The sequence below is a fragment of the Deltaproteobacteria bacterium genome (assembly GCA_011375175.1).
Lineage (GTDB): Bacteria > Desulfobacterota > GWC2-55-46 > GWC2-55-46 > DRME01 > DRME01.
Genome location: DRME01000027.1, coordinates 29828 through 48270, shown reverse-complemented (window position 1 = coordinate 48270; position 18443 = coordinate 29828). Strand labels below are relative to the sequence as shown.

At 65.4% G+C, this 18443-nt stretch carries 19 protein-coding genes; 9 read left to right on the top strand and 10 right to left on the bottom strand.

From position 1 onward, the window contains the following. Nucleotides 1–438: 438 nt before the first annotated feature. Nucleotides 439–708: a 30S ribosomal protein S20 gene (locus ENJ37_02100; GenBank protein ID HHL39275.1), complete on the bottom strand. Its 270-nt coding sequence runs from the start codon at nucleotides 706–708 to the stop codon at nucleotides 439–441. A 108-nt stretch (nucleotides 709–816) separates the two neighbouring features. Here ENJ37_02100 and murJ point away from each other — a divergent pair, with 108 nt between their 5' ends. After that, a complete protein-coding gene (gene murJ, locus ENJ37_02095) occupies nucleotides 817–2382 on the top strand; it encodes a murein biosynthesis integral membrane protein MurJ (protein ID HHL39274.1) in 1566 nt (521 codons plus the stop codon). Between the two features lie 170 nt (nucleotides 2383–2552). Here the strand turns inward: murJ and ENJ37_02090 are convergent, their stop codons facing one another. The 3 genes from ENJ37_02090 to mobB all read right to left on the bottom strand — a co-directional run bounded on the left by ENJ37_02090 (nucleotide 2553) and on the right by mobB (nucleotide 4790). Continuing rightward, nucleotides 2553–3383 (bottom strand): nucleoside triphosphate pyrophosphohydrolase, encoded by an 831-nt coding sequence (locus ENJ37_02090; GenBank protein HHL39273.1) that lies wholly within the window; start codon nucleotides 3381–3383, stop codon nucleotides 2553–2555. Next, nucleotides 3380–4033, bottom strand: coding sequence for a molybdenum cofactor guanylyltransferase (locus tag ENJ37_02085; protein HHL39272.1), 654 nt, complete (start codon nucleotides 4031–4033; stop codon nucleotides 3380–3382). The genes ENJ37_02090 and ENJ37_02085 overlap by 4 nt, the downstream gene beginning before the upstream one ends. 85 nt (nucleotides 4034–4118) lie before the next feature. Continuing rightward, entirely contained in the window at nucleotides 4119–4790 is a 672-nt protein-coding gene (gene mobB, locus ENJ37_02080; GenBank protein HHL39271.1) for a molybdopterin-guanine dinucleotide biosynthesis protein B, read from the bottom strand. A 399-nt stretch (nucleotides 4791–5189) separates the two neighbouring features. On the opposite strand from mobB, the gene ENJ37_02075 reads away from it, so the two are divergent. From ENJ37_02075 to ENJ37_02040, 8 genes are all read left to right on the top strand, one after another. Next, a complete protein-coding gene (locus tag ENJ37_02075) occupies nucleotides 5190–5690 on the top strand; it encodes an Rrf2 family transcriptional regulator (protein ID HHL39270.1) in 501 nt (166 codons plus the stop codon). Continuing rightward, on the top strand, nucleotides 5687–6907 hold the full coding sequence (gene nifS / locus ENJ37_02070; GenBank protein HHL39269.1) for a cysteine desulfurase NifS: 1221 nt from the start codon (nucleotides 5687–5689) through the stop codon (nucleotides 6905–6907). Before ENJ37_02075 ends, nifS begins: the two co-directional genes overlap by 4 nt. 417 nt (nucleotides 6908–7324) lie before the next feature. Next, complete coding sequence (gene nifU, locus ENJ37_02065) at nucleotides 7325–7699, top strand: Fe-S cluster assembly scaffold protein NifU (protein HHL39268.1); 375 nt, start codon at nucleotides 7325–7327, stop codon at nucleotides 7697–7699. A 358-nt stretch (nucleotides 7700–8057) separates the two neighbouring features. Then, the gene (gene mnmA / locus ENJ37_02060) at nucleotides 8058–9134 is read left to right on the top strand and encodes a tRNA 2-thiouridine(34) synthase MnmA (protein ID HHL39267.1); all 1077 of its coding nucleotides are present in this window, start codon (nucleotides 8058–8060) and stop codon (nucleotides 9132–9134) included. Next, complete coding sequence (mtaB, locus tag ENJ37_02055; protein ID HHL39266.1) at nucleotides 9110–10447, top strand: tRNA (N(6)-L-threonylcarbamoyladenosine(37)-C(2))-methylthiotransferase MtaB; 1338 nt, start codon at nucleotides 9110–9112, stop codon at nucleotides 10445–10447. The genes mnmA and mtaB overlap by 25 nt, the downstream gene beginning before the upstream one ends. Before the next feature lie 71 nt (nucleotides 10448–10518). Beyond that, complete coding sequence (rnc, locus tag ENJ37_02050; GenBank protein ID HHL39265.1) at nucleotides 10519–11259, top strand: ribonuclease III; 741 nt, start codon at nucleotides 10519–10521, stop codon at nucleotides 11257–11259. Nucleotides 11260–11300: 41 nt separating this feature from the next. Then, nucleotides 11301–12137: a radical SAM protein gene (locus ENJ37_02045; protein ID HHL39264.1), complete on the top strand. Its 837-nt coding sequence runs from the start codon at nucleotides 11301–11303 to the stop codon at nucleotides 12135–12137. Continuing rightward, complete coding sequence (locus ENJ37_02040; protein HHL39263.1) at nucleotides 12137–12442, top strand: hypothetical protein; 306 nt, start codon at nucleotides 12137–12139, stop codon at nucleotides 12440–12442. The genes ENJ37_02045 and ENJ37_02040 overlap by 1 nt, the downstream gene beginning before the upstream one ends. Nucleotides 12443–12489: 47 nt before the next feature. Here ENJ37_02040 and ENJ37_02035 read toward each other — a convergent pair whose 3' ends face one another. The 6 genes from ENJ37_02035 to ENJ37_02010 form a co-directional block, all read right to left on the bottom strand. After that, nucleotides 12490–13644, bottom strand: coding sequence for an aminotransferase class V-fold PLP-dependent enzyme (locus tag ENJ37_02035; GenBank protein HHL39262.1), 1155 nt, complete (start codon nucleotides 13642–13644; stop codon nucleotides 12490–12492). Further along, nucleotides 13641–14285, bottom strand: a complete 645-nt coding sequence (locus tag ENJ37_02030) for a hypothetical protein (GenBank protein ID HHL39261.1) — start codon at nucleotides 14283–14285, stop codon at nucleotides 13641–13643. Before ENJ37_02030 ends, ENJ37_02035 begins: the two co-directional genes overlap by 4 nt. A 133-nt stretch (nucleotides 14286–14418) precedes the next feature. Beyond that, nucleotides 14419–15087, bottom strand: coding sequence for a TVP38/TMEM64 family protein (locus ENJ37_02025; GenBank protein HHL39260.1), 669 nt, complete (start codon nucleotides 15085–15087; stop codon nucleotides 14419–14421). 376 nt (nucleotides 15088–15463) lie between these two features. Next, nucleotides 15464–16888, bottom strand: a complete 1425-nt coding sequence (locus ENJ37_02020) for a hypothetical protein (GenBank protein ID HHL39259.1) — start codon at nucleotides 16886–16888, stop codon at nucleotides 15464–15466. A 103-nt stretch (nucleotides 16889–16991) separates the two neighbouring features. Then, a complete protein-coding gene (locus ENJ37_02015) occupies nucleotides 16992–17918 on the bottom strand; it encodes a sugar kinase (protein ID HHL39258.1) in 927 nt (308 codons plus the stop codon). Further along, entirely contained in the window at nucleotides 17911–18327 is a 417-nt protein-coding gene (locus ENJ37_02010; GenBank protein ID HHL39257.1) for a YjbQ family protein, read from the bottom strand. Before ENJ37_02010 ends, ENJ37_02015 begins: the two co-directional genes overlap by 8 nt. Between the last annotated feature and the right edge of the window lie 116 nt (nucleotides 18328–18443).

Below are 18443 nucleotides of genomic sequence, written 5' to 3'. Positions count from 1 at the left end.
GTAGAAGGGCCATAGGCCCACGTTTCCCCCAGACCCCCTTCAAAGACTTTCAATACGAGTTGGTTTCCCCCTGTTTTGCCTGGCAAAACAGGGGGAAACCAACTCGCATTAAAAGTTTTTGGAGGGAGTCTGAGGGAACCTTTTTTCAAAAAGGTTCCCTCAGCGCAATAAATCAGAATTTCCATCAGAGTTTCCTGTCCGCCCCCGCTGCGTGTGGGGGCGGCACCGTGGAGGTTCGGGCCGCAAAGGCGTAAAAATCCCGCCTTGCGCGGCCCGAACCTCCACGGTGCCGCCGAACATCCGAATAACAGGGGAGGGGGCGCGGGGGGCGTGCGGGCTTACGGCCCTTCTCCGGAGAGTTCCCCGGGATGATTACTCAGCGCTTCGGCGGCAAGCATTCCCGGGGAGAGGGCGGGGCCTCTGAGCGCGGCGCCCCTCTCAGGAAGCCTGAACGGAGTGGACGGCCCTCGCCAGGCGGCCTATACGGCGCGAGGCGTTGTTTCTGTGGAGCACGCCCTTGCTCACGGCGCTGTCGAGCTTGGAGGCGACGGCCCGGAGCTGTTTTTCGGCCGTCTCCCTGTCGCCCCTTGCTATGCTCTCCCTGACCTTCTTTATGGCCGTCTTGATGGAGGACTTTATCGCCGTGTTTCTCGCCCTCCTCTTAAGGCTCTGCCTGTGCCTCTTTGCGGCCGAGCGGTGGTTTGCCAACTTCATTACCTCCAGGTTTGATAATCGTATTATATTAGGGTCTTTTTCGGGCCTTGTCAAGCCCTTTGGCCATGAGTCCCTGGCGGGCGCCGGCCGGAGCCGGTGGTAATGGAAGAGGGCAGGAGGATAACGGGCGCCGCCGGCGTGATGGGCGCGCTCACCCTCGCAAGCCGGGTGCTCGGCTACCTGCGCGACGCCGTCATAGCCTGGCTCTTCGGCGCAGGGCTTGCGGCCGACGCCTTCTTCGTCGCCTTCCGCGTAGCGAACCTCCTCAGAAGGCTCGTCGGCGAGGGCGCGCTCACCAGCTCCTTTGTGCCCATCTTCACCGAGGAGCTCGAGCGCCGCAGCCGCCAAGATGCCTACAGGCTCGCCTGCCGGGTCTTCACGCTCTTTTTCCTCATCCTGCTGGTCCTGACGCTGGCAGGCGCGGCCTTCGCCCCCCAGCTCGTCCGGCTCATGAGCCCGGGCTTCGCGGCAGGCAAGTTCGAGCTCACCGTGAGCCTTACAAGACTCATGTTCCCCTACCTCCTCTTCATCGGGCTCATGGCCATAGCCATGGGCATACTGAACTCGTTCAGGCACTTCACCGCCCCGGCCCTTGCGCCTGTGCTCCTCAACGCCGCCGTCATCACCGCGGCCCTGGGGCTCGGTCCCCTGCTCGCCGAACCCGTCTACGCCCTGGCCGCCGGCGTGGTGGCGGGCGGGCTACTCCAGTTCGCCCTCCAGCTTCCCTTCCTGAGCCGTTACGGCATGTTCCCGCGGCCCGACTTCTCCTTCGGCGACGAGGCCGTAAGGAAGATACTGCTGCTCATGGGGCCCGCCGCCCTCGGCGTGGGCGTCTACCAGCTCAACATATTCGTCACCCTGCGCTTCGCCTCGGAGCTCGGCGAGGGGAGCGTCTCCTACCTCTACTACAGCGGCCGCCTCATGGAGCTGCCGCTGGGCGTCTTCGCCGTATCGGTGAGCACCGCCGTGCTGCCGACCCTCGCGCAGCAGGCGGCCAGGGAGGAGTGGACCCGCTTCAGGGATTCGCTGGGCTTTGCCCTGCGCCTTGTGAACTTCGTCTCCATACCTGCCGCCGTCGGCCTCGCCGTCCTCGGTCCCTTGATCATAGACGTCCTCTTCGGCCGCGGCAGCTTCACCGCCGGCGACGTCTCGGCCACGGCCTTCGCCCTCACCTTCTACGCCCTCGGCGTCATACCCGTGGCATCGAGCCGCATACTCGCCTCGGTCTTCTACTCCCTCAAGGACACCTCCACACCCGTCATGGTCGCCGCAGCGACCTTCCTCTTCAATATCGCCATGTGCATGGTCCTGCGGGGGCCGCTCGCCCACGGCGGGCTCGCCCTGGCCGCCACCCTCTCGGCCGCCCTCAACACGGTCCTTCTCCTCGCGGTCCTCCGCCGCCGGTTCGGCCCCATGGGAGCGCGGCGCACGGCCCTCTCGGCCGCCAGGTCCCTCGCCGCCTCCCTTGTGATGGGAGCAGCCCTCTACGTCCCGGCCCGGGAAATGGAGTGGACGGCCCTTGCCGGATGGTCGAAGGCCCTTCTACTCACAGGCTGCATGGCCGCCGGAGTCGTTGTCTTTGTTACGTCTTCCATGGTGCTCAAAGTGGAGGAACTCTTGTTTTTCAAGGAGATGGTGAGAGAGAGGATCGCCGGGAGACGCCGTTGAGGCGGTCCCGGTGAAAAGAGACCCCGGTTCGCCCAACAGCTCGATTTATAAGGATAAATTGCTGGTTAAAAATTATGCAGAATGCCGGAAGCCCTTGTGTGCGCGCCCTGTGCGCCATTCCATCCCCGGTCTTTTCAACAGCTTATCCACAGCATTTGGGGAAAGGGCTTTTAAGACTGCGGATTCTCTTGCTTTTTCCGTGACGGCCCCTTGCCGTCCCCTTCGGCGAGCTTGGCCTCCCGCCACAGCGACTCCATCTCGGCGAGCGAGGCCGACGAGAGTTCGCGCCCTTGGGAGGCGAGCTCTCTCTCGATATGGTGGAAGCGGTTTATGAAGCGTCCGATGGTCTTTCGCAGCGCCGTCTCCGGGTCGACCTCCACGAAGCGGCAGACGTTGACGAGCGCGAAGAAGACGTCGCCGAGCTCGTCCTCCACGGCCCCGGCGTCTTCGGAGGCGAGGGCGGCCTTGAGCTCGTCGAGCTCTTCGGCGACCTTGTCGAGCACCTCGTCTGTGCGGCTCCAGTCGAACCCAGCCCTCGCGGCGCGCTCTGAGACCTTCCCGGCCCGCAGGAGCGCGGGCATGGCCTCCGGTATGTCCGAAAGGTAACCGCCGCCTGGCCTTGCCCGCCGCTCCCGCTCCTTGATCTCGGCCCACCGGCGGAGAACCTCTTCCGACGTTTCGGCCTCGGCGTCGCCGAAGACATGGGGATGGCGGCGGATCATCTTCTCTGCCGCGGCGGCTATCACGTCATCGATGGTGAAAAGACCCTTTTCAGCGCAAAGGCGGGCGAGAAAGACTATCTGGAAGAGGAGGTCGCCGAGCTCTTCCTTGAGAGAGTCGGCGCTGCCGCTCTCGATGGCTCCGGCCACCTCGTAGGCCTCCTCTATGACGAAGGGTATGAGGCTCCTTTCGGTCTGCTCCCGGTCCCAGGGACATCCCCCGGGAGAGCGCAGCCGCTCCATTATGGCGACGAGTTCCTCGAGCCCCCTGTGCTCCTTCACGGTGTTCCCTGCGAGGCGGGACGGCCGTGTGGCGGCTGAAGCGGCGAGGCGAAAGGGACGGCGAGTCCGGCCCGCTCCAGGTCCTCGGGGGTGTTGACGTTGCCGACCGACTCCCTCGCCGCAAGGCCCTTGAAGTCCGCCTCGTCGAGCGTCCTCGTCCGCACCCTCTCGAAGAGGTCCATTACCCGCAGGTTGCCGGCCCTTATCATGGACTCCACCGCCTCCAGGCACTTTTTGGAGTAGAGGGCGTGCATGGGATGGAGCCTGCCGTCGATATAGGGGACAACGGCGTCGGCCGCCGCCGCGGCCCCCGCCTCGACCACCCTTCCGATGACGTCGGCCGCGAGAAAGGGCATGTCGCAGGCCGTGACGAAGACCCTTGGGCATCGGGCGTGGAAGAGGGCGGTATGGATGCCGCCCAGCGAACCCGCGTCCTTTACGACGTCCGCCACCACGGCGCAACCTATGGACTCGTAGACGAGGGGGTCGCCCGCCACTATGAAGACGTCGTCGAAGCGCTCCCGCAGGAGGCCGACGGTGCGGGCGATGATCGTCGTCCCATCGACCTCTATCAGGGCCTTGTTGAAGCCCATGCGCCTGCTGCGCCCGCCGGCGAGCACGGCGGCGCTGCACTCGTCAAATCCCGTCATTGTGTCTCCCACGCCTCTTCTTTTCAAGAAAGAAGGCGAGCCGCAACGCCGCTCGCCCTCTCCCCCCTCCCCAGGAACGGCCGGCTCAGTGGCGCCTGTCGGTCCTCCTTATGCGAAGCTCGATGATCGTCGGGTCCTCGCATCCCTTGAGGTTGCGGGTCATGCCGGCGACCGCGTCACGCAGGAGTCCGGCGATGAAGGGCTTGAGGGTTACGCGCCTTCCGTCGACGATGAGCGAGATGCCCTGCGACTCCGGCGCCTCGGGGCCGCTGAGAAAACGCTCCTCTATGAGATCGGCAACACCGCCGCCGTCGTCGAGGTCGTAGCGCGGTATCCTGCCGCGCAGCCTGATGTCGCTCACGTAGGCGATGAGGTTTCTGTCCTTGGCGCACACGGGCTTCATGGAGCAGGCCTTGCGGATGACCTCTATCTTCGGTATGGGAGCGCGCTTGAAGCCCTCGGCGATGACGATGTCCATGTCGCTGTGGTATGTGGAGGCCAGCAGCCGGGGGGCAAGGTCGCCGTCCACGTCCTTGATGAGCGCCACCTTGCCCGGCGCGCTCAACACCACCGCCTCGGCCCCCGCCTGCTTGTGGCGCCACGAGTCCTTGCCCTCGCAGTCCATGTCGAAGCCGTGAACGTCGTGCTTGAGCGTCCCCACGCGGTAGCCCCGCTCGGTGAGCTCGGCCACCACCTTCTCCACAAGCGTCGTCTTGCCGCTCCCAGAAACCCCTACTATCGCAACTACAGGCACCATGGTAACCTTAAGGAAGCTCTGATTAATTATCCTGAGGGAACCTTTTTGAAAAAAGGTTCCCTCAGACTCCCTCCAAAAACTTTTGACACGAGTTGGTTTCCCCCTGTTTTGCCAGGCAAAACAGGGGGAAACCAACTCGTATCAAAAGTCTTTGAAGGGGGTCTGGGGGAAACTTTCTTCAGAAAGTTTCCCCCAGAGTAATTAATTAGAGTTTCTCTAAGGATATCAGGGCGTGGGGAAGGCTGTCAACAGCTTTGGGTCTTCCGGCCCCCTGTGTTTGGAGCAAGGGGCCCGCAGGGCGGCGTCCCTGCCGGCGAAAGAAATACTTGACAAAAATGATAAGGTATAATAGTCTGGATCAAGGCGTGGAGCCTGGAAGGCATCGGGAGGCTTCGAGGGATGAGGTTATCGACGAGGGGGCAATACGCCGTGAGGGCCATGGTATATCTGGCCTGTCACGGCGACGGGAAGCCGGTCGCGCTCAGGGACATCTCGGCTGACGAGGGCATATCGCTCTCTTATCTGGAGCAGCTCTTCGGCAAGCTGCGAAAGGGGCGGGTGGTGAGAAGCGTGCGCGGTCCGGGCGGCGGTTACGTGCTGGCAAGGCCCACGACCGAGATAAACGTCGCCGAGATCATAACGACCGTCGAGGAGCCTCTCAATCCCGTTGCCTGTCTCGACGACGACTCCAGCGGCTGCGAGCGGGCGAAACGTTGCAGCACCCAGCGCGTATGGAAGGGTCTGGGCGAGAAGATATACGAGTTCCTCAGTTCCGTCACCATTGAAGACCTGAAAAAGCAAGCAAAGGCCGCGGCCTCCGACGGCGAGGCCGGGGGCGGCGGCCGGGCCGGCAGAGGCGGCGAGGACCGCCGGAGCGGGCCCGAAAGGAGGTCCTGTTGAAAAAGATCTACTTCGATCACAACGCCACCACGCCTGTAGACGAAGAGGTCTTCGAGGCCATGGTCCCCTACCTCCGCGAAGAGTGGGGGAACCCGTCGAGTATCCACTGGGCCGGCCGGGGGCCACGCAAGGCCGTGGAGGACGCCCGCGAGCAGGTCGCCTCCTTCCTGGGCTGCACGGTCCACGAGATCATTTTCACGAGCTCCGGCACCGAGGGCGACAACCACGCCATAAAAGGGGCGGCGCTCGCGAAGAAGGAGAAGGGCAACCACATCATAACGACCAGGGTCGAGCACCCGGCGGTGCTCAACACCTGCAGGTATCTGGAGAAGACGGGCTTCGAGGTCACCTACCTCGACGTCGACGAATACGGTCTCGTCTCGGCCGAGGACGTGGCCGGACATATAAGGGACGAGACCGTGCTCGTCTCCGTCATGCTCGCCAACAATGAAACGGGCGTGATCTTTCCCGTAAAGGAGATAGCGGCCGAGGCGAAGAAGCGGGGCGTGACGGTCCACTGCGACGCCGTGCAGGGGGCGGGCAAGATACCGGTGGACGTAAGGGAGCTGGGCGTGGACCTGCTCACCATATCGGGCCACAAGCTCTACGCCCCCAAGGGAGTGGGGGCGCTCTACGCAAGGCGGGGCGTGCGCCTTACGCCGCTTGTGCACGGCGGCCACCACGAGCGCAACCGCCGCGGCGGCACCGAGAACGTAGCCGGCATCGTGGGGCTCGCCAAGGCCTGCGAGGTGGCCTCGCGCGAGATGGAGACCGAAATCTCGAGGCTTCGCGCCCTGAGAGACAGACTCGAAAAGGGGCTCATGGAGCGCATCCCCCACGTAAAGCTCAACGGACATCCCGAAAGGCGCGTGCCCAACACGACTAACTTGAGCTTCGAGTTCGTCGAGGGCGAGTCCCTTCTTCTCAACCTCGACATGCACGGCATAGCGGCCTCGAGCGGCTCGGCCTGCACCTCCGGCAGCCTCGAGCCCTCGCACGTGCTCATCGCCATGGGCTTAAGCCACGAGCTCTCGCACGGCTCGGTGAGGTTCAGCCTCGGCAAGAGCAACACCGACGAGGACGTGGACCTCCTTCTCGAGGTCATGCCGCCCATAGTCGAGAGGATGCGCTCCATGTCGCCCCTGTACTCGGCCTCCTCGGGAGGAGCCGCGCGCCTCGATCTCGACGCCGGACAGTGCGGCGGCAGGGACGGATGAAGACCCGGTTGATTACTATGGGGGAAACTTTCTGAAGAAGGGCTACAGGCCCACGTTTCCCTCCTGCCCCTATGTTATTCGGGTCTTCGGCTGTACCGGGGGTTCGGCCCGCGCCAGGCGGGGTTTTTACGCCTTTGCGGCCCGAACCCCCGGCACAGCCCCCCGAGGCAGCCGGTAGGGGAACTCTTGGGGAAACTTTCTGAAGAAGGGCCACAGGCCCACGTTTCCCCCCTGCCCCTATGTTGTTCGGGTCTTCGGCTGTACCGGGGGTTCGGCCCGCGCCAGGCGGGGTTTTTACGCCTTTGCGGCCCGAACCCCCGGCACAGCCCCCCCGAGGCGGCCGGTAGGGGAAGGTTCGCTCAGGGTAATAAATCGGAGTTTCCCTAATACAAAGCACAAGAGGGGAGGACGGAATAGATGTACAGCGAAAAAGTCATGGACCATTTCTCCAACCCCCGCAACGTGGGGGAGATAGAGGACCCCAGCGGCACGGGCACGGTGGGCAACCCGGCCTGCGGCGACATAATGAAGCTCACCATAAAGGTCGAGGACGACGTAATTACGGACGTTAAGTTCAAGACCTTCGGCTGCGGCGCGGCCATCGCCACAAGCTCCATGGTCACCGAGCTCGTCAAGGGCAAGCACCTCGACGAGGCCGAGAAGATCTCGAACAAGACCGTGGCCGAGGCCCTCGACGGCCTGCCGCCGGTGAAGCAGCACTGCTCTAACCTGGCGGCCGACGCCCTGCACGCCGCAATCGAGGACTACAAAAAACGGCTCGCCGCCGGCTGAGCGGCCCGCGCCTTTTCGATACCCTTTCTTCCTTCACCGCAAACCCGGCGGACCTGCACGGCCTGCCAGCGCCGTAAGGCCCGCCGGACCATGCACGAACTCCCCAACCCTTTAAAAAAACAAGCTCCTGATGTATAATCCTTCCAAGGGAACCTTAAGGAAACTCTGATTTATTGCACTGCACTGAGGGAACCTTTTTGTAAAAGGGTTCCCTCAGACTCCCTCCAAAAATTTTTAATGCGAGTTGGTTTCCCCCTGTTTTGCCTGGCAAAACAGGGGGAAACCAACTCGTATTGAAAGTCTTTGAAGGGGGTCTGGGGGAAACTTTCTACAGAAAGTTTCCCCCAGGGTACATAATATGTCAAACGGGAAGGTAATGGTGGCGATGAGCGGCGGGGTGGACTCGTCGGTGGCCGCGGCGCTTCTGAAGGAGCGTGGCTGGGAGGTCATAGGCGTCTCCATGCAGCTCTGGGACCACTCGGTCGAGGAAGACGCCGCCGGGGCGGGGGCCGGTTCGTGCTGTTCGCTCGACGACCTCTACGACGCAAGGCGCGTGGCCCACGCCCTCGGCATACCCTACTACGTTATGAACCTGGAGAGGGAGTTCCGCTCGGCCGTGGTGGACTACTTCGTCGAGTCCTACGCCGCCGGCGCAACGCCCAACCCCTGCATAAAGTGCAACGAGGTGATGAAGTTCCGCGTGCTGCTGCGCAAGGCGAGGGCCATGGGTATAGGGTTGCTCGCCACGGGCCACTACGCGAGGATCGCCCCGGGGCCCCGGGGGCCGAGGCTTCTGCGTGGCGTTGACGGGCGCAAGGATCAGTCCTATTTTCTCTTCACCATGACGGCCGATGAGCTTTCGTCGGTGCTCTTTCCCATAGGGGGGATGACAAAGGACGAGGTGAGGGCCGAGGCCCGGCGTCTCGGGCTCGGGACCTCGGAGAAGGCCGAGAGCCAGGAGATATGTTTCATACCCCGCGGCGGCCGCGGCGACTTCCTGGCCGGGAGGATAGGCGGCGGGGGGGGCGAAATCGTGGACACCGCGGGCCGGGTGCTCGGCCGCCACAGGGGCCTGTACCGCTACACCGTGGGCCAGCGCCGGGGTCTCGACCTCCCGGACGGACCTTACTACGTGGTCGAGATCGACAGCGGGGCCGACAGGCTCGTCGTGGGCCGGAGCGAAGAGCTCCTTGCGCGGGGGCTCACGGCCGGACGGGTCAACTGGATAAACGGGGCGGCCGCCGAGGGAGAGCTTACGGCGAAGATACGCTACCGCCACGGGGGCGTCGCCTGCCGGGTGGAAAGACTCGGAGCGGACCGGGTGTCGGTGGATTTCGCCAGGCCCCAGCGGGCGGTCGCGCCGGGACAGGCCGTCGTCTTCTACAGCGGCGACGAGGTGGTCGGAGGCGGATGGATAGAGGAGGCCCTGAGGTGAAGGGGGCGAAGGAGCCGAGGCTGCGGGTCTCGGTGACGACGCTGGGATGCCGCTCGAACCAGTACGACTCGGCGGCCATGGAGGAGCTCGCCGCGGCGGGCGGCTTCGAGACCGTGGCCTTTCCGGCCCCTGCCGACGCCTACGTGATAAACACCTGTACGGTGACGGCCCGCACCGACGCCCAGTCGAGAAACCTCGTGCGCCGGGCGCGGCGCCTCAATCCAGAGGCCGTCGTCATCGTCACGGGCTGCTACGCCCAGGTCTCACCGGGCGAGGCGGCGGCCATCGAGGGCGTGGACTACGTGCTCGGCAACGCCGAAAAGGCCCGCATCGTCGAGTACATAAGCCGCGGCCGCCGCAGCGGCGCCGAGACCGCCGTGAGCGGAAACGGCCGCGCCACCTTTCCCGCCATGCGGGCAAGGAGCGCCGGCGGTCGCGCGAGGGCGAACCTCAAGATACAGGACGGCTGCGACAGGCGGTGCTCCTACTGCATAATCCCCGCGGCGAGGGGACCTTCGCGGAGCATGGCCATCGAGGAAGCCCTCGCCGAGATGGAGGCCCTGGCCGAGGCAGGCTTCGCCGAGGTGGTGCTGACGGGCATCCACCTCGGCGCCTACGGCCGGGACCTCTCGCCCAGGCGCTCGCTCGCGGAACTGCTCGAACGGGTCGAGGCGTCGAACCTGCGCATCCGCGTAAGGCTCAGCTCGATAGACCCCGACGAGGTGGACGAACGCATGATCGAGCTCCTGAGCGGCGCATCCCGGGTCTGCAACCACCTCCACCTGCCGCTCCAGAGCGGAGACGACTCCGTACTGAGGCGCATGAACCGCCCATACGACAGGCGCCTCTTCGCAAGGCTCGTGGAGCGGCTCGCCGGGGCCGTGGACGGCGTGGCCATAGGCGCGGACGTCATGGCCGGCTTTCCCGGCGAGGGGGAGCGGGAGTTCGCCAACACGGTGGAGCTCATCGAGGAACTGCCGCTTGCCTACCTGCACGTCTTCCCCTTCTCAAGACGCAAGGGGACGGCGGCCGCCGCCATGGCGGAGCAGGTCGATTCTGCTATAATAAAGGAGCGCGCGGCCCGGCTCCGCGAGCTCGACGGGGAAAAGCGCCGCGCCTTCTGCTCGCGCTTTGTGGGCCGCGAGGCGGCGGTGCTCATCGAGGGAAAGGGGAACGGCGCCGTGCTGCGGGGCCGGTCCCGCAACTACCTGCCCGTTGCGCTCTCCGGCCCCGACGATCTCATGGGCCGCGAGGCGTCGGTGCGGCTTTCGGGGTTCGACGGCTCCGTCATGAGGGGTGAGCTTGCGGGATGAGGGGACGGGAAGCCATGAGCGCTCTTTCGGATTCGCAAGGGGGAGCGGGGGCCTGAAGCGCAGAGGAGGCTATGGAAGACAAGAAGACGACGGCGCAGCGCCGTGAAGAACTGCTCGCAGGGCTTGAGCAGAGGCTGGGCGTCAGGTTCGAGGACCGCGCCCTGCTGAACCAGGCCTTCACGCACCGCTCGTACCTGAACGAGAGCGACGACGAGGAACTGGAGTGCAACGAACGGCTCGAATTCCTCGGCGACGCCGTACTCTCCTGTGTCGTGAGCAGGCTCCTCTACGAGAGGTTCGCCGACGTGGACGAAGGAGAGCTTACGAGGCTGAGGGCGCGGCTCGTGAACAAGCGGATGCTCGCCGAGCTCGCCCGCCGCCTCGAGCTCGGGAGCTGCCTGCTCCTGGGCCGGGGCGAGCGGCTCTCGCAGGGCATGAAGAACCCCACACTCCTGGCCAACGTCTTCGAGGCCGTCGTTGCGGCCGTCTATCTCGAAAAGGGGTTCGACGGCGCCTTCGACTTCATTGTCCGGCACTTCGACGGTCTATTCCAGGAAGCGGCATCCGAGCTCGTCCACTTCGACTGGAAGCCGAGACTCCAGGAGCTCTCGCAGCGGCTCTTCGGCACCCAGCCCAGCTACAGGGTCGTGAGCGAGGAGGGACCGGCCCACGAGCGGATATTCGAGGTGGAGGTGAAGGTGGGAGAGCGCGTGCTCGGACGCGCCGCCTCGCGCCGCAAAAAGGACGCCGAACAGCTTGCGGCCCGCCAGGCCGTGGCCGCCATCGACAAAGGCCGGGAAAAGCCCGCTTGAGGGGGCCGGGACCCGCCGTGCCCGCAGAGGAGCCGCCGTAGATGGCCCGCAAGAAACGACTGATCATACCGATCTTCATACCCTTCGGCGGCTGCCCCCACCGCTGCGTCTTCTGCGATCAGGGGGCGGTCACGGGCGCGCGGTCCATGCCCTCCGAGGCCGACGTGGCGGCCACGGTGGAGCTCTATCTCTCTACGTGGAAGGGAGGCGGTCCAAGGGAGGCGGCATTCTACGGCGGCACCTTCACGGCCCTGCCCGAGCCGGTGCAGCGCCGCTACCTCGCCGCGGCTGCCGCGTTTGTGAGGGCGGGCAGGCTCGACTCGCTCAGGGTCTCCACCAGGCCCGACGCCGTGGATGAGAAAAGGGCCGGCCTTCTCAAGGAGCAGGGCGTAAGGACCGTGGAGCTCGGCGTCCAGTCGATGGACGACGAGGTCCTGCGCCTGTCGGGAAGGGGACACACCGCGGCCCACACGGTGAGGGCCGTCGAGGTGCTCGGGGCCGCAGGCATGGAGGTGGGGCTGCAGCTCATGCCCGGGCTTCCGGGCGACACGCCGGCCCGCTTCGAGGCGACCGTCCGGGCCGCCCTGGACTTGACACCGCACTTCCTCAGGATATATCCTACAGTAGTGATGGCCGGAACGACGCTGCACGAGATGTATCTCGACGGCGGGTTCGAGCCCTGGGGCCTGGACGAGACCGTCGAGGCCTGCGCCGCGGCGCTACGCCTTGCGCGCAAGGCGGGCGTGCCCGTCGTGAGAATCGGGCTGCCCCAGGGGCCGGAGCTCGGCGAAAGAGTCGTCGCCGGGCCGTACCACCCTTCGCTGCGCAGCCTCGCCCAAGCGCGAGCGGTCAATCAAAGCAAGGAGGTAGACCAATAATGAAGAGGTCACTGGCCCTGACACTGGCCCTGCTCATCGCCCTGAGCGCGGCCGCGCCCGCGGCGGCCGGACCGGCGACAATCGAGGATGAACCGTCGGCCGAGGCCATAATCTTCGACATGCTGCTGCTCAGGCCGGTGGGCGTGGTCTCGGTGGTGGCCGGCACGGCGGTCTTCATCATCTCCCTGCCCTTCGCCCTCCCCTCGGGGTCTGTCAAGATGGCGGGCAAGAAACTCGTCTACGAGCCTTTCATCTGGACCTTCCAGCGCCCCTTGGGCGAGCGCGGAGCCGAAGAGGAGCTTTAGACCCGCGCAGCGGCCCTCGACGGCCTGCGTTGCGGGCCGGCAAGAGGCTACGGACCCCCCTCCACGACGCCGATGAAGCGGTCGATCTCCTCTTCGGTGTTGTAGAAGTGGGGAGAGACCCTGAGAAAGCCGCTTCGAAGCGAGCAGAAGACGCGGTTTTTCATGAGCCGTCCGAAGAGCTCGCCGTTGCCCTTCCGCCCGGCGGGGGCGTTGAAGAGCACTATTCCAGAGCGTTCGCCCTCGCCCCGTGGGCTCAGGACCTCTGCGCCGGCCCCGTCGAGCCCCTCCATGATGCGCGCCGTCAGTGCGAGCACCCGCGCCTCTATCCCGTCGATACCGGCCTCCTCGATGAGCGAGAGCGCGCCGCCGAGGGCGTGGATGCCGAGCATGTTGGGGCTTCCCTCCTCGAACTTGCCGGCGTCCTCCTTGAGCTTGAAGCGGTGGGGCAGATACTCTCCCGCATCGACAACGCTGTTCCACCCCACGACCGCCGGGTGGAGCCGGTCGATCACCCTCTCCGAGCAGTAGAAGAGGCCGATGCCTTCCGGGCCGAGAAGCCACTTGTGGCCGTCGGCGGCCAGGAAGTCCACGGGCGTATCCCTGACCGAGAGCCTGAGCGCTCCCAGGCCCTGGATGGCGTCGACGCAGAAGAGGGCGCCCCGCTCGCGGCAGAGCCGTCCCACGGCGGCCAGGTCGTTTCGGTAGCCCGAGAGGAACTCGACCCAGCTTATGCTCACAAGGCGCGTGCGCCCGTCCATGGCGGCCGCTATATCCCCGACCCTCACGCGCCCCTCCCTTTCCTTCACAAAGCGCGTCTCAACGCCCCGGGAGGCGAGGTTCATCCAGGGGTAGACGTTCGCCGGGAACTCGCACTCGGCGGTCACCACGTTGTCGCCCTCTCTCCAGTCGATGCCGTTGGCCACGATGGAGATGGCCGTGGAGGTGTTCTTAACGAAGGCCACCTCCGAAGGCGAGGCGTCGATGAGACGGGCCGCCATGGCCCGGACCTCTTCGGCGCGGGCGAGCCAGCGGTCATAGTGGAGCGCCCCGAAACGGACGTTCTCGCGCATGAAGTCCACGACGGCGGCGGCAACACTCGTCGAGGCCGGCGCCACGGCGGCGTGGTTGAGGTAGACGAGCTCGTGGGTGACGGGAAAGGCCCCCCTCAACCTTTCGAGGTCCATGGGCGGCTTATCCCTCACCGGTCGGCCCGGACGCCTTCTCTTTCCAGGTAGGTACGGAAGAACTCGACGATGGCGTCCATGTCGGAGGGGGTCATGACGGGCCTTCCCATGCTCCTGCGGTAGCCGTTCATCCTTTCGATCACGTCCCGCCACTCCCGGAGGTCGTGCTGGGCGGGGTCGGCGAGGGCGTGGCAGGTGGAGCAGAACCAGATGAAGGTGAAGGCCCCCTCGCCGCTCAGCGCCGGGTCGTCGTCGGAGAGGGACTTCATGCCGTGGCGCCGGAGGTAGGAGACTATCTCGTTTCTGGCCCGTTCGCCCGGCGTCTCTATGCCGGGCCTGACCGCGCCGAGAGAACGGGCGTGAGCCATCATCTCCTCGAACATGGAGGGCCACTCGACGACGGAGTGCATCTTGGGGTTGGGCAGGTTGTGGCACTGCCCGCAGTAGCGCGAAAAGAGCCTTGCCCCCTCGCTCTGCGGCTCGGGAAGCCTCCTTGCGGCGAGACCGCCGGGGATGACGAGCCTCCTCTCCCCGGCGAGCCGCTCGGTCGGGGTCTCCTCCGCCGTGCCGCCGGGACGGCGGGACATGGCCCCGGCACCGGCAAGGGTCGAGAAGAGGACCGTCGCCGTGAAAAGCGCCGTTAATGCGATCCTGTTCATGGACTGAATATAATACAAGAGGGCCCTGAGATCAACCGGTGCCGAAGAAGTCCGGCGTCCCTCGTCGCTTCTGGCCGGAGAGGTCCGCCCGCAAAGGCGTATACCCCCGCCTGGCGCGGGCGGACCTCTCCGGTCAGAAGCGACCCTTCATGCGCCTGTACACGAATGGTAGGAGCGAGACGGCGACGACGAGGACGAGCCCGGCTACGAACTCCTTTGACAACCTTCCCTTGAGCACATCGAGAAGCGAGCTCGAGAAGACGACGTAGGCCGTTATGCCCGGGAGCATGAAGACGAAGGAGGCCGCCGCATAGTGGCTGAAGCGTATGCTCGTGAGCCCGAAGGCGTAGTTGAGCACATTGAAGGGAAAGAGCGGTATGAGCCGCGTGAAGGCCACTATCTTCCACCCCTCGGTCTCGACGCGGCGGTCGAGCTCGGCGAGCCTTCCGCCCCCTCCCTTCTTCTCGATGAGCGACTCCACCCACCGCCGTCCCATATACCTGGCCGCGAGAAAAGCGAGACAGGCCCCCATGTTAGCGCCCACCGCCACGTAGACGACCCCCCAGAAGGGACCGAAGAGCACCCCTCCCACAACGGTTATGGGCAGACCGGGCAGCATCAGCACCGGCGCGAGACTGTAAAGGAGTATGTAGGCAAGAGGACCGGCGGGACCGAAACCGGCGATCCACCGCCTCAAGACCTCCTGATCGAGATACCGATCACCCCCCCCGACACGCACGGCAACGGCCGCCGCAACGATGAAAGCCACCAACCCCGCAAACCTGACCGTGCTCTTCTTCATGACACGAACCTCTTCCGGGGGAAACTTTCTGTAGAAGGGCCATAGGCCCACGTTTCCCCCGGACCGTCCTTGTACGTATGTCCGGCGGTCCCTGGGAGGTTCGGCCCGCGCCGGACGGGATTTTTACGCCCTTGCGGCCCGAACCTCCCAGGGACCGCCGCCCCGCCGAGGCGGCCGGCGCGGGCAACCTGGGGGAAACTTTCTGAAGAAAGTTTCCCCCAGACCCCCTTCAAAGACTTTTAATACGAGTTGGTTTCCCCCTGTTTTGCCAGGCAAAACAGGGGGAAACCAACTCGCGTCAAAAGTTTTTGGAGGGAGTCTGAGGGAACCGTGGGTCTGTGACCCTTTTACAAAAAGGTTCCCTCAGCAAAATCCTTTAGTCTTCGCCGTGGAGGCGGAAGAGGAATTTCAGTATCTTTTTGCGAAGCGGCGTAAGCGAGGACTTCATCCTGAGCGAGGCCGCCTGCTTGACGGCCTCGGAGAGTGTGGGATAGGGGTGGATCGTCGCCGCTATGTCGTCCACCGTCAGTCCGGTGCGCATGGCAAGCGTTATCTGCGCCAGCAGTTCGCCGGCGTGGGGTCCGACGATGTGGGCCCCCATTATATGGCCCCGGCCGTTGCACAGCAGCTTTACGAAGCCCCCGGTCGAGTCGTCGGTGACGGCCCTGTCGTTGTCCTTGAAGGGGAAGGAGTAGACCCTGACCTTCGGGTCCGCGGCGCGGGCCTGCTCTTCGGTCATGCCCACGCGGGCCGCCTCGGGGTCCGTGAATATAACCCACGGCACCGTCCTGTAGTCTACCTTCGCCGGCAGCCTGAAGACGGCGTTTCGGACGATTACGCCCGCCTGGTAGGCGGCCATGTGGGTGAAGCGGTAGGGACCGGTCACGTCGCCGCAGGCGTAGATGTGGGGCCGCGAGGTGCGAAGCCGCTCGTCCACGGTTATGCCCTTTTCGTCGAAGTCCACGCCCGCGGCGTGGAGGTCGAGGCCCCCGGTGTTGGGCACCCTGCCGAGGGCGCAGAGCAGGGCGTCGGCGCGCAGCGACCTCTCTTCGCCGTCCCTTTCGTAGAAGACGACCTTCGCGGGGCCGTCGGCCTCGAAGCGGCGCAGCGCAGCGCCGGTGATTATGTCCAGCCCCTCGGCCCTGAGTATCTCCTCCATCTTGAGCCGCACGTCGCGGTCCTCGCGCGAGAGGATGTGAGCGGAGCGCTGGAGGATCGTCACCTTCGAGCCAAGCCGCGCCATGGCCTGGCCGAGCTCGACGGCTACGGGTCCCGCGCCGAGCACCACCAGGGAAGGCGGCAGCTCCCGCAGCTCGAAGACGTTCTCGTTGGTCAGCACATCGAGCCCGCGCAGTCCCTCGATGTCCGGGACGAGGGGGCTCGATCCGGTGGCGACGACGAAGCTCCGGCTCTCGATGCGACGCCCCTCTACCTCGATCTCCCGGTCCGAGACGAAACGCGCCGCGCCCATGACCACGTCGCAACCCAGCGAGCGGAAGCGCTCCGCCGAGTCGTGGGGCTCGATGGCGGCGATGGCCGAGCGGATGTAGTCGGCCACGCGGCCGTAGTCGAGCCTGAGCTCCGGCGGTGCGGCGCAGAACCTCGCGGCCCCGGCGGCGGTGCGGACGGTTCGGGCCGCGTGGACAAGGGCCTTGCTCGGCACGCAGCCCGTGTTGAGGCATTCGCCTCCCATGCGGTCCTTTTCCACCAGCGCCACCCTGGCGCCGAGTTGGGCCGCCGCCGCGGCGACGACGAGCCCCCCCGAGCCAGCGCCTATGACCGTTATGTCGTAGGGCTTCATCTCTCCCTCGCGGTCTTGTGCCTGGCCGCCTCCGGGCCTGGGGCGCGCGGAGGCGGCCTATTCCAGTATAGCCCGGTTTCAATGCAATGCAAGGGTGGTGCGGTCACGAAGGCCGGACGGTGGAGGCCCGTTCCATGAAGGCGAGCGTCTCTTCGAGGGTGGCGATGGCGGCGCGCCCGCCCGCGGCCCTGCACTTCAGGGCCGCCAGGGCCGAGGCGAAGCGCACGGTGCGCCTTATGGGCCAGCGGCGGAGCAGCCCGTAGATGTAGCCTCCGTGAAAGACGTCCCCCGCGCCCGTGGTGTCTACGACCTCCACCTCGTAGGCCGGGGTGTGAAAGAAGCGGCCCGCGCACCACGTCTCGCTTCCGCGGCCGCCGAGCGTTACGGTCACGGCCCGGGGAGGCTCTTTGCCGCGCAGGGCCAGCACCTCGTCGATGGCCCCGCGGGAAGTGGGGGCGAGTTCCCCTGCGAACTCCTCGGAAGCCACGATGTAGTCGCACAGGCCGAGCAGCCTCATCATGCCGGGCCGAACCCTCCCGGCGTCGACCATGACGGGCACCGAGAAGGCGCGGGCCAGGGCCGCGGCATGAAGCGAGGCATCCATCATCAGCCCGTCCACAAGGAGGAAGTCGCTTCTTCTTATGACCGACGCCGCCACCTCGCCGGGACGCAGCGGAGCCGTCGTCGGACGGCGCCAGAATATGGTCCTCGTGCCCCTGGCCCTGTCGGCCACTATGAAGGCCCGCTGGGAAAGACCCCCCTTCTCGGTGCGCAGCCACCGCGTATCGACGCCCTCGGCCCTCAGGCCCCTGCGTATGGCCCTTCCGGCGTCGTCGTCGCTTACGCGGCCCATGAGCGCCGTGGCCACGCCGAGGCGGGAAAGGGCCACCATGGCCGTCGCGGCGGGCCCTCCGCCCTCGACGGTCACGGCCTCGACCTCCTTTTTCGTGTCCTCGCGGGGAAAACCGTCCACCACGACGATGCAGTCGAGGGAACACTGACCGAGGCCGGTGACGAACATCTCAGTCACCCATGACGTGGACGACGACCTCTCTTGTGCGGGGCCTGTTGTCGAAGTCGAGGAAGACTATCTGCTGCCACGTGCCCAGAGCGATCTCGCCGTTTATGATCGGCACGGTTATGCCGGGCTTCAGGAGCGCCGCCCTCACGTGGGAAAAACCGTTGCCGTCGCCCCAGCGGCGGTCGTGGTCGTAGTGCATATTCCGGGGCACAAGCCGCTCCACGGCCTCCTTGAGGTCGCTTATCACGCCGTCCTCGAACTCGATGGTCGTCACCGAGCCTGTGGAGCCGGGCACAAAGACGGTGACCACGCCGTCGGCCACACCGGCCTCCTCCACGGCGGCCTCTACCTCGTCGGTGATGTTCACCACGTCGCAGAATCCAGACGTCGAAAACCCTATGGTGGTCGCATAATACATGACCGAATTATTACCACGACGCGGCCGCCGAGTCAATCGAAGCCGCGCCGCTTGACAGCCTCAAGACGGTGGAATATCCTTTAAGGAAACTCTGGTTTATTACCCTGGGGGAAACT

Excerpts from the sequence above, each read along its gene's own strand:
- mnmA (HHL39267.1), top strand. The coding sequence starts at position 8,058 with ATGTCAAACGGGAAGGTAATGGTGGCGATGAGCGGCGGGGTGGACTCG.
- nifU (HHL39268.1), top strand. The coding sequence starts at position 7,325 with ATGTACAGCGAAAAAGTCATGGACCATTTCTCCAACCCCCGCAACGTG.
- mobB (HHL39271.1), bottom strand. The coding sequence starts at position 4,790 with ATGGTGCCTGTAGTTGCGATAGTAGGGGTTTCTGGGAGCGGCAAGACG.
- mtaB (HHL39266.1), top strand. The coding sequence starts at position 9,110 with ATGGATAGAGGAGGCCCTGAGGTGAAGGGGGCGAAGGAGCCGAGGCTG.
- ENJ37_02030 (HHL39261.1), bottom strand. The coding sequence starts at position 14,285 with ATGAACAGGATCGCATTAACGGCGCTTTTCACGGCGACGGTCCTCTTC.
- ENJ37_02020 (HHL39259.1), bottom strand. The coding sequence starts at position 16,888 with ATGAAGCCCTACGACATAACGGTCATAGGCGCTGGCTCGGGGGGGCTC.
- ENJ37_02045 (HHL39264.1), top strand. The coding sequence starts at position 11,301 with ATGGCCCGCAAGAAACGACTGATCATACCGATCTTCATACCCTTCGGC.
- ENJ37_02085 (HHL39272.1), bottom strand. The coding sequence starts at position 4,033 with ATGACGGGATTTGACGAGTGCAGCGCCGCCGTGCTCGCCGGCGGGCGC.
- ENJ37_02025 (HHL39260.1), bottom strand. The coding sequence starts at position 15,087 with ATGAAGAAGAGCACGGTCAGGTTTGCGGGGTTGGTGGCTTTCATCGTT.
- murJ (HHL39274.1), top strand. The coding sequence starts at position 817 with ATGGAAGAGGGCAGGAGGATAACGGGCGCCGCCGGCGTGATGGGCGCG.
- rnc (HHL39265.1), top strand. The coding sequence starts at position 10,519 with ATGGAAGACAAGAAGACGACGGCGCAGCGCCGTGAAGAACTGCTCGCA.
- ENJ37_02040 (HHL39263.1), top strand. The coding sequence starts at position 12,137 with ATGAAGAGGTCACTGGCCCTGACACTGGCCCTGCTCATCGCCCTGAGC.
- ENJ37_02010 (HHL39257.1), bottom strand. The coding sequence starts at position 18,327 with ATGTATTATGCGACCACCATAGGGTTTTCGACGTCTGGATTCTGCGAC.
- ENJ37_02075 (HHL39270.1), top strand. The coding sequence starts at position 5,190 with ATGAGGTTATCGACGAGGGGGCAATACGCCGTGAGGGCCATGGTATAT.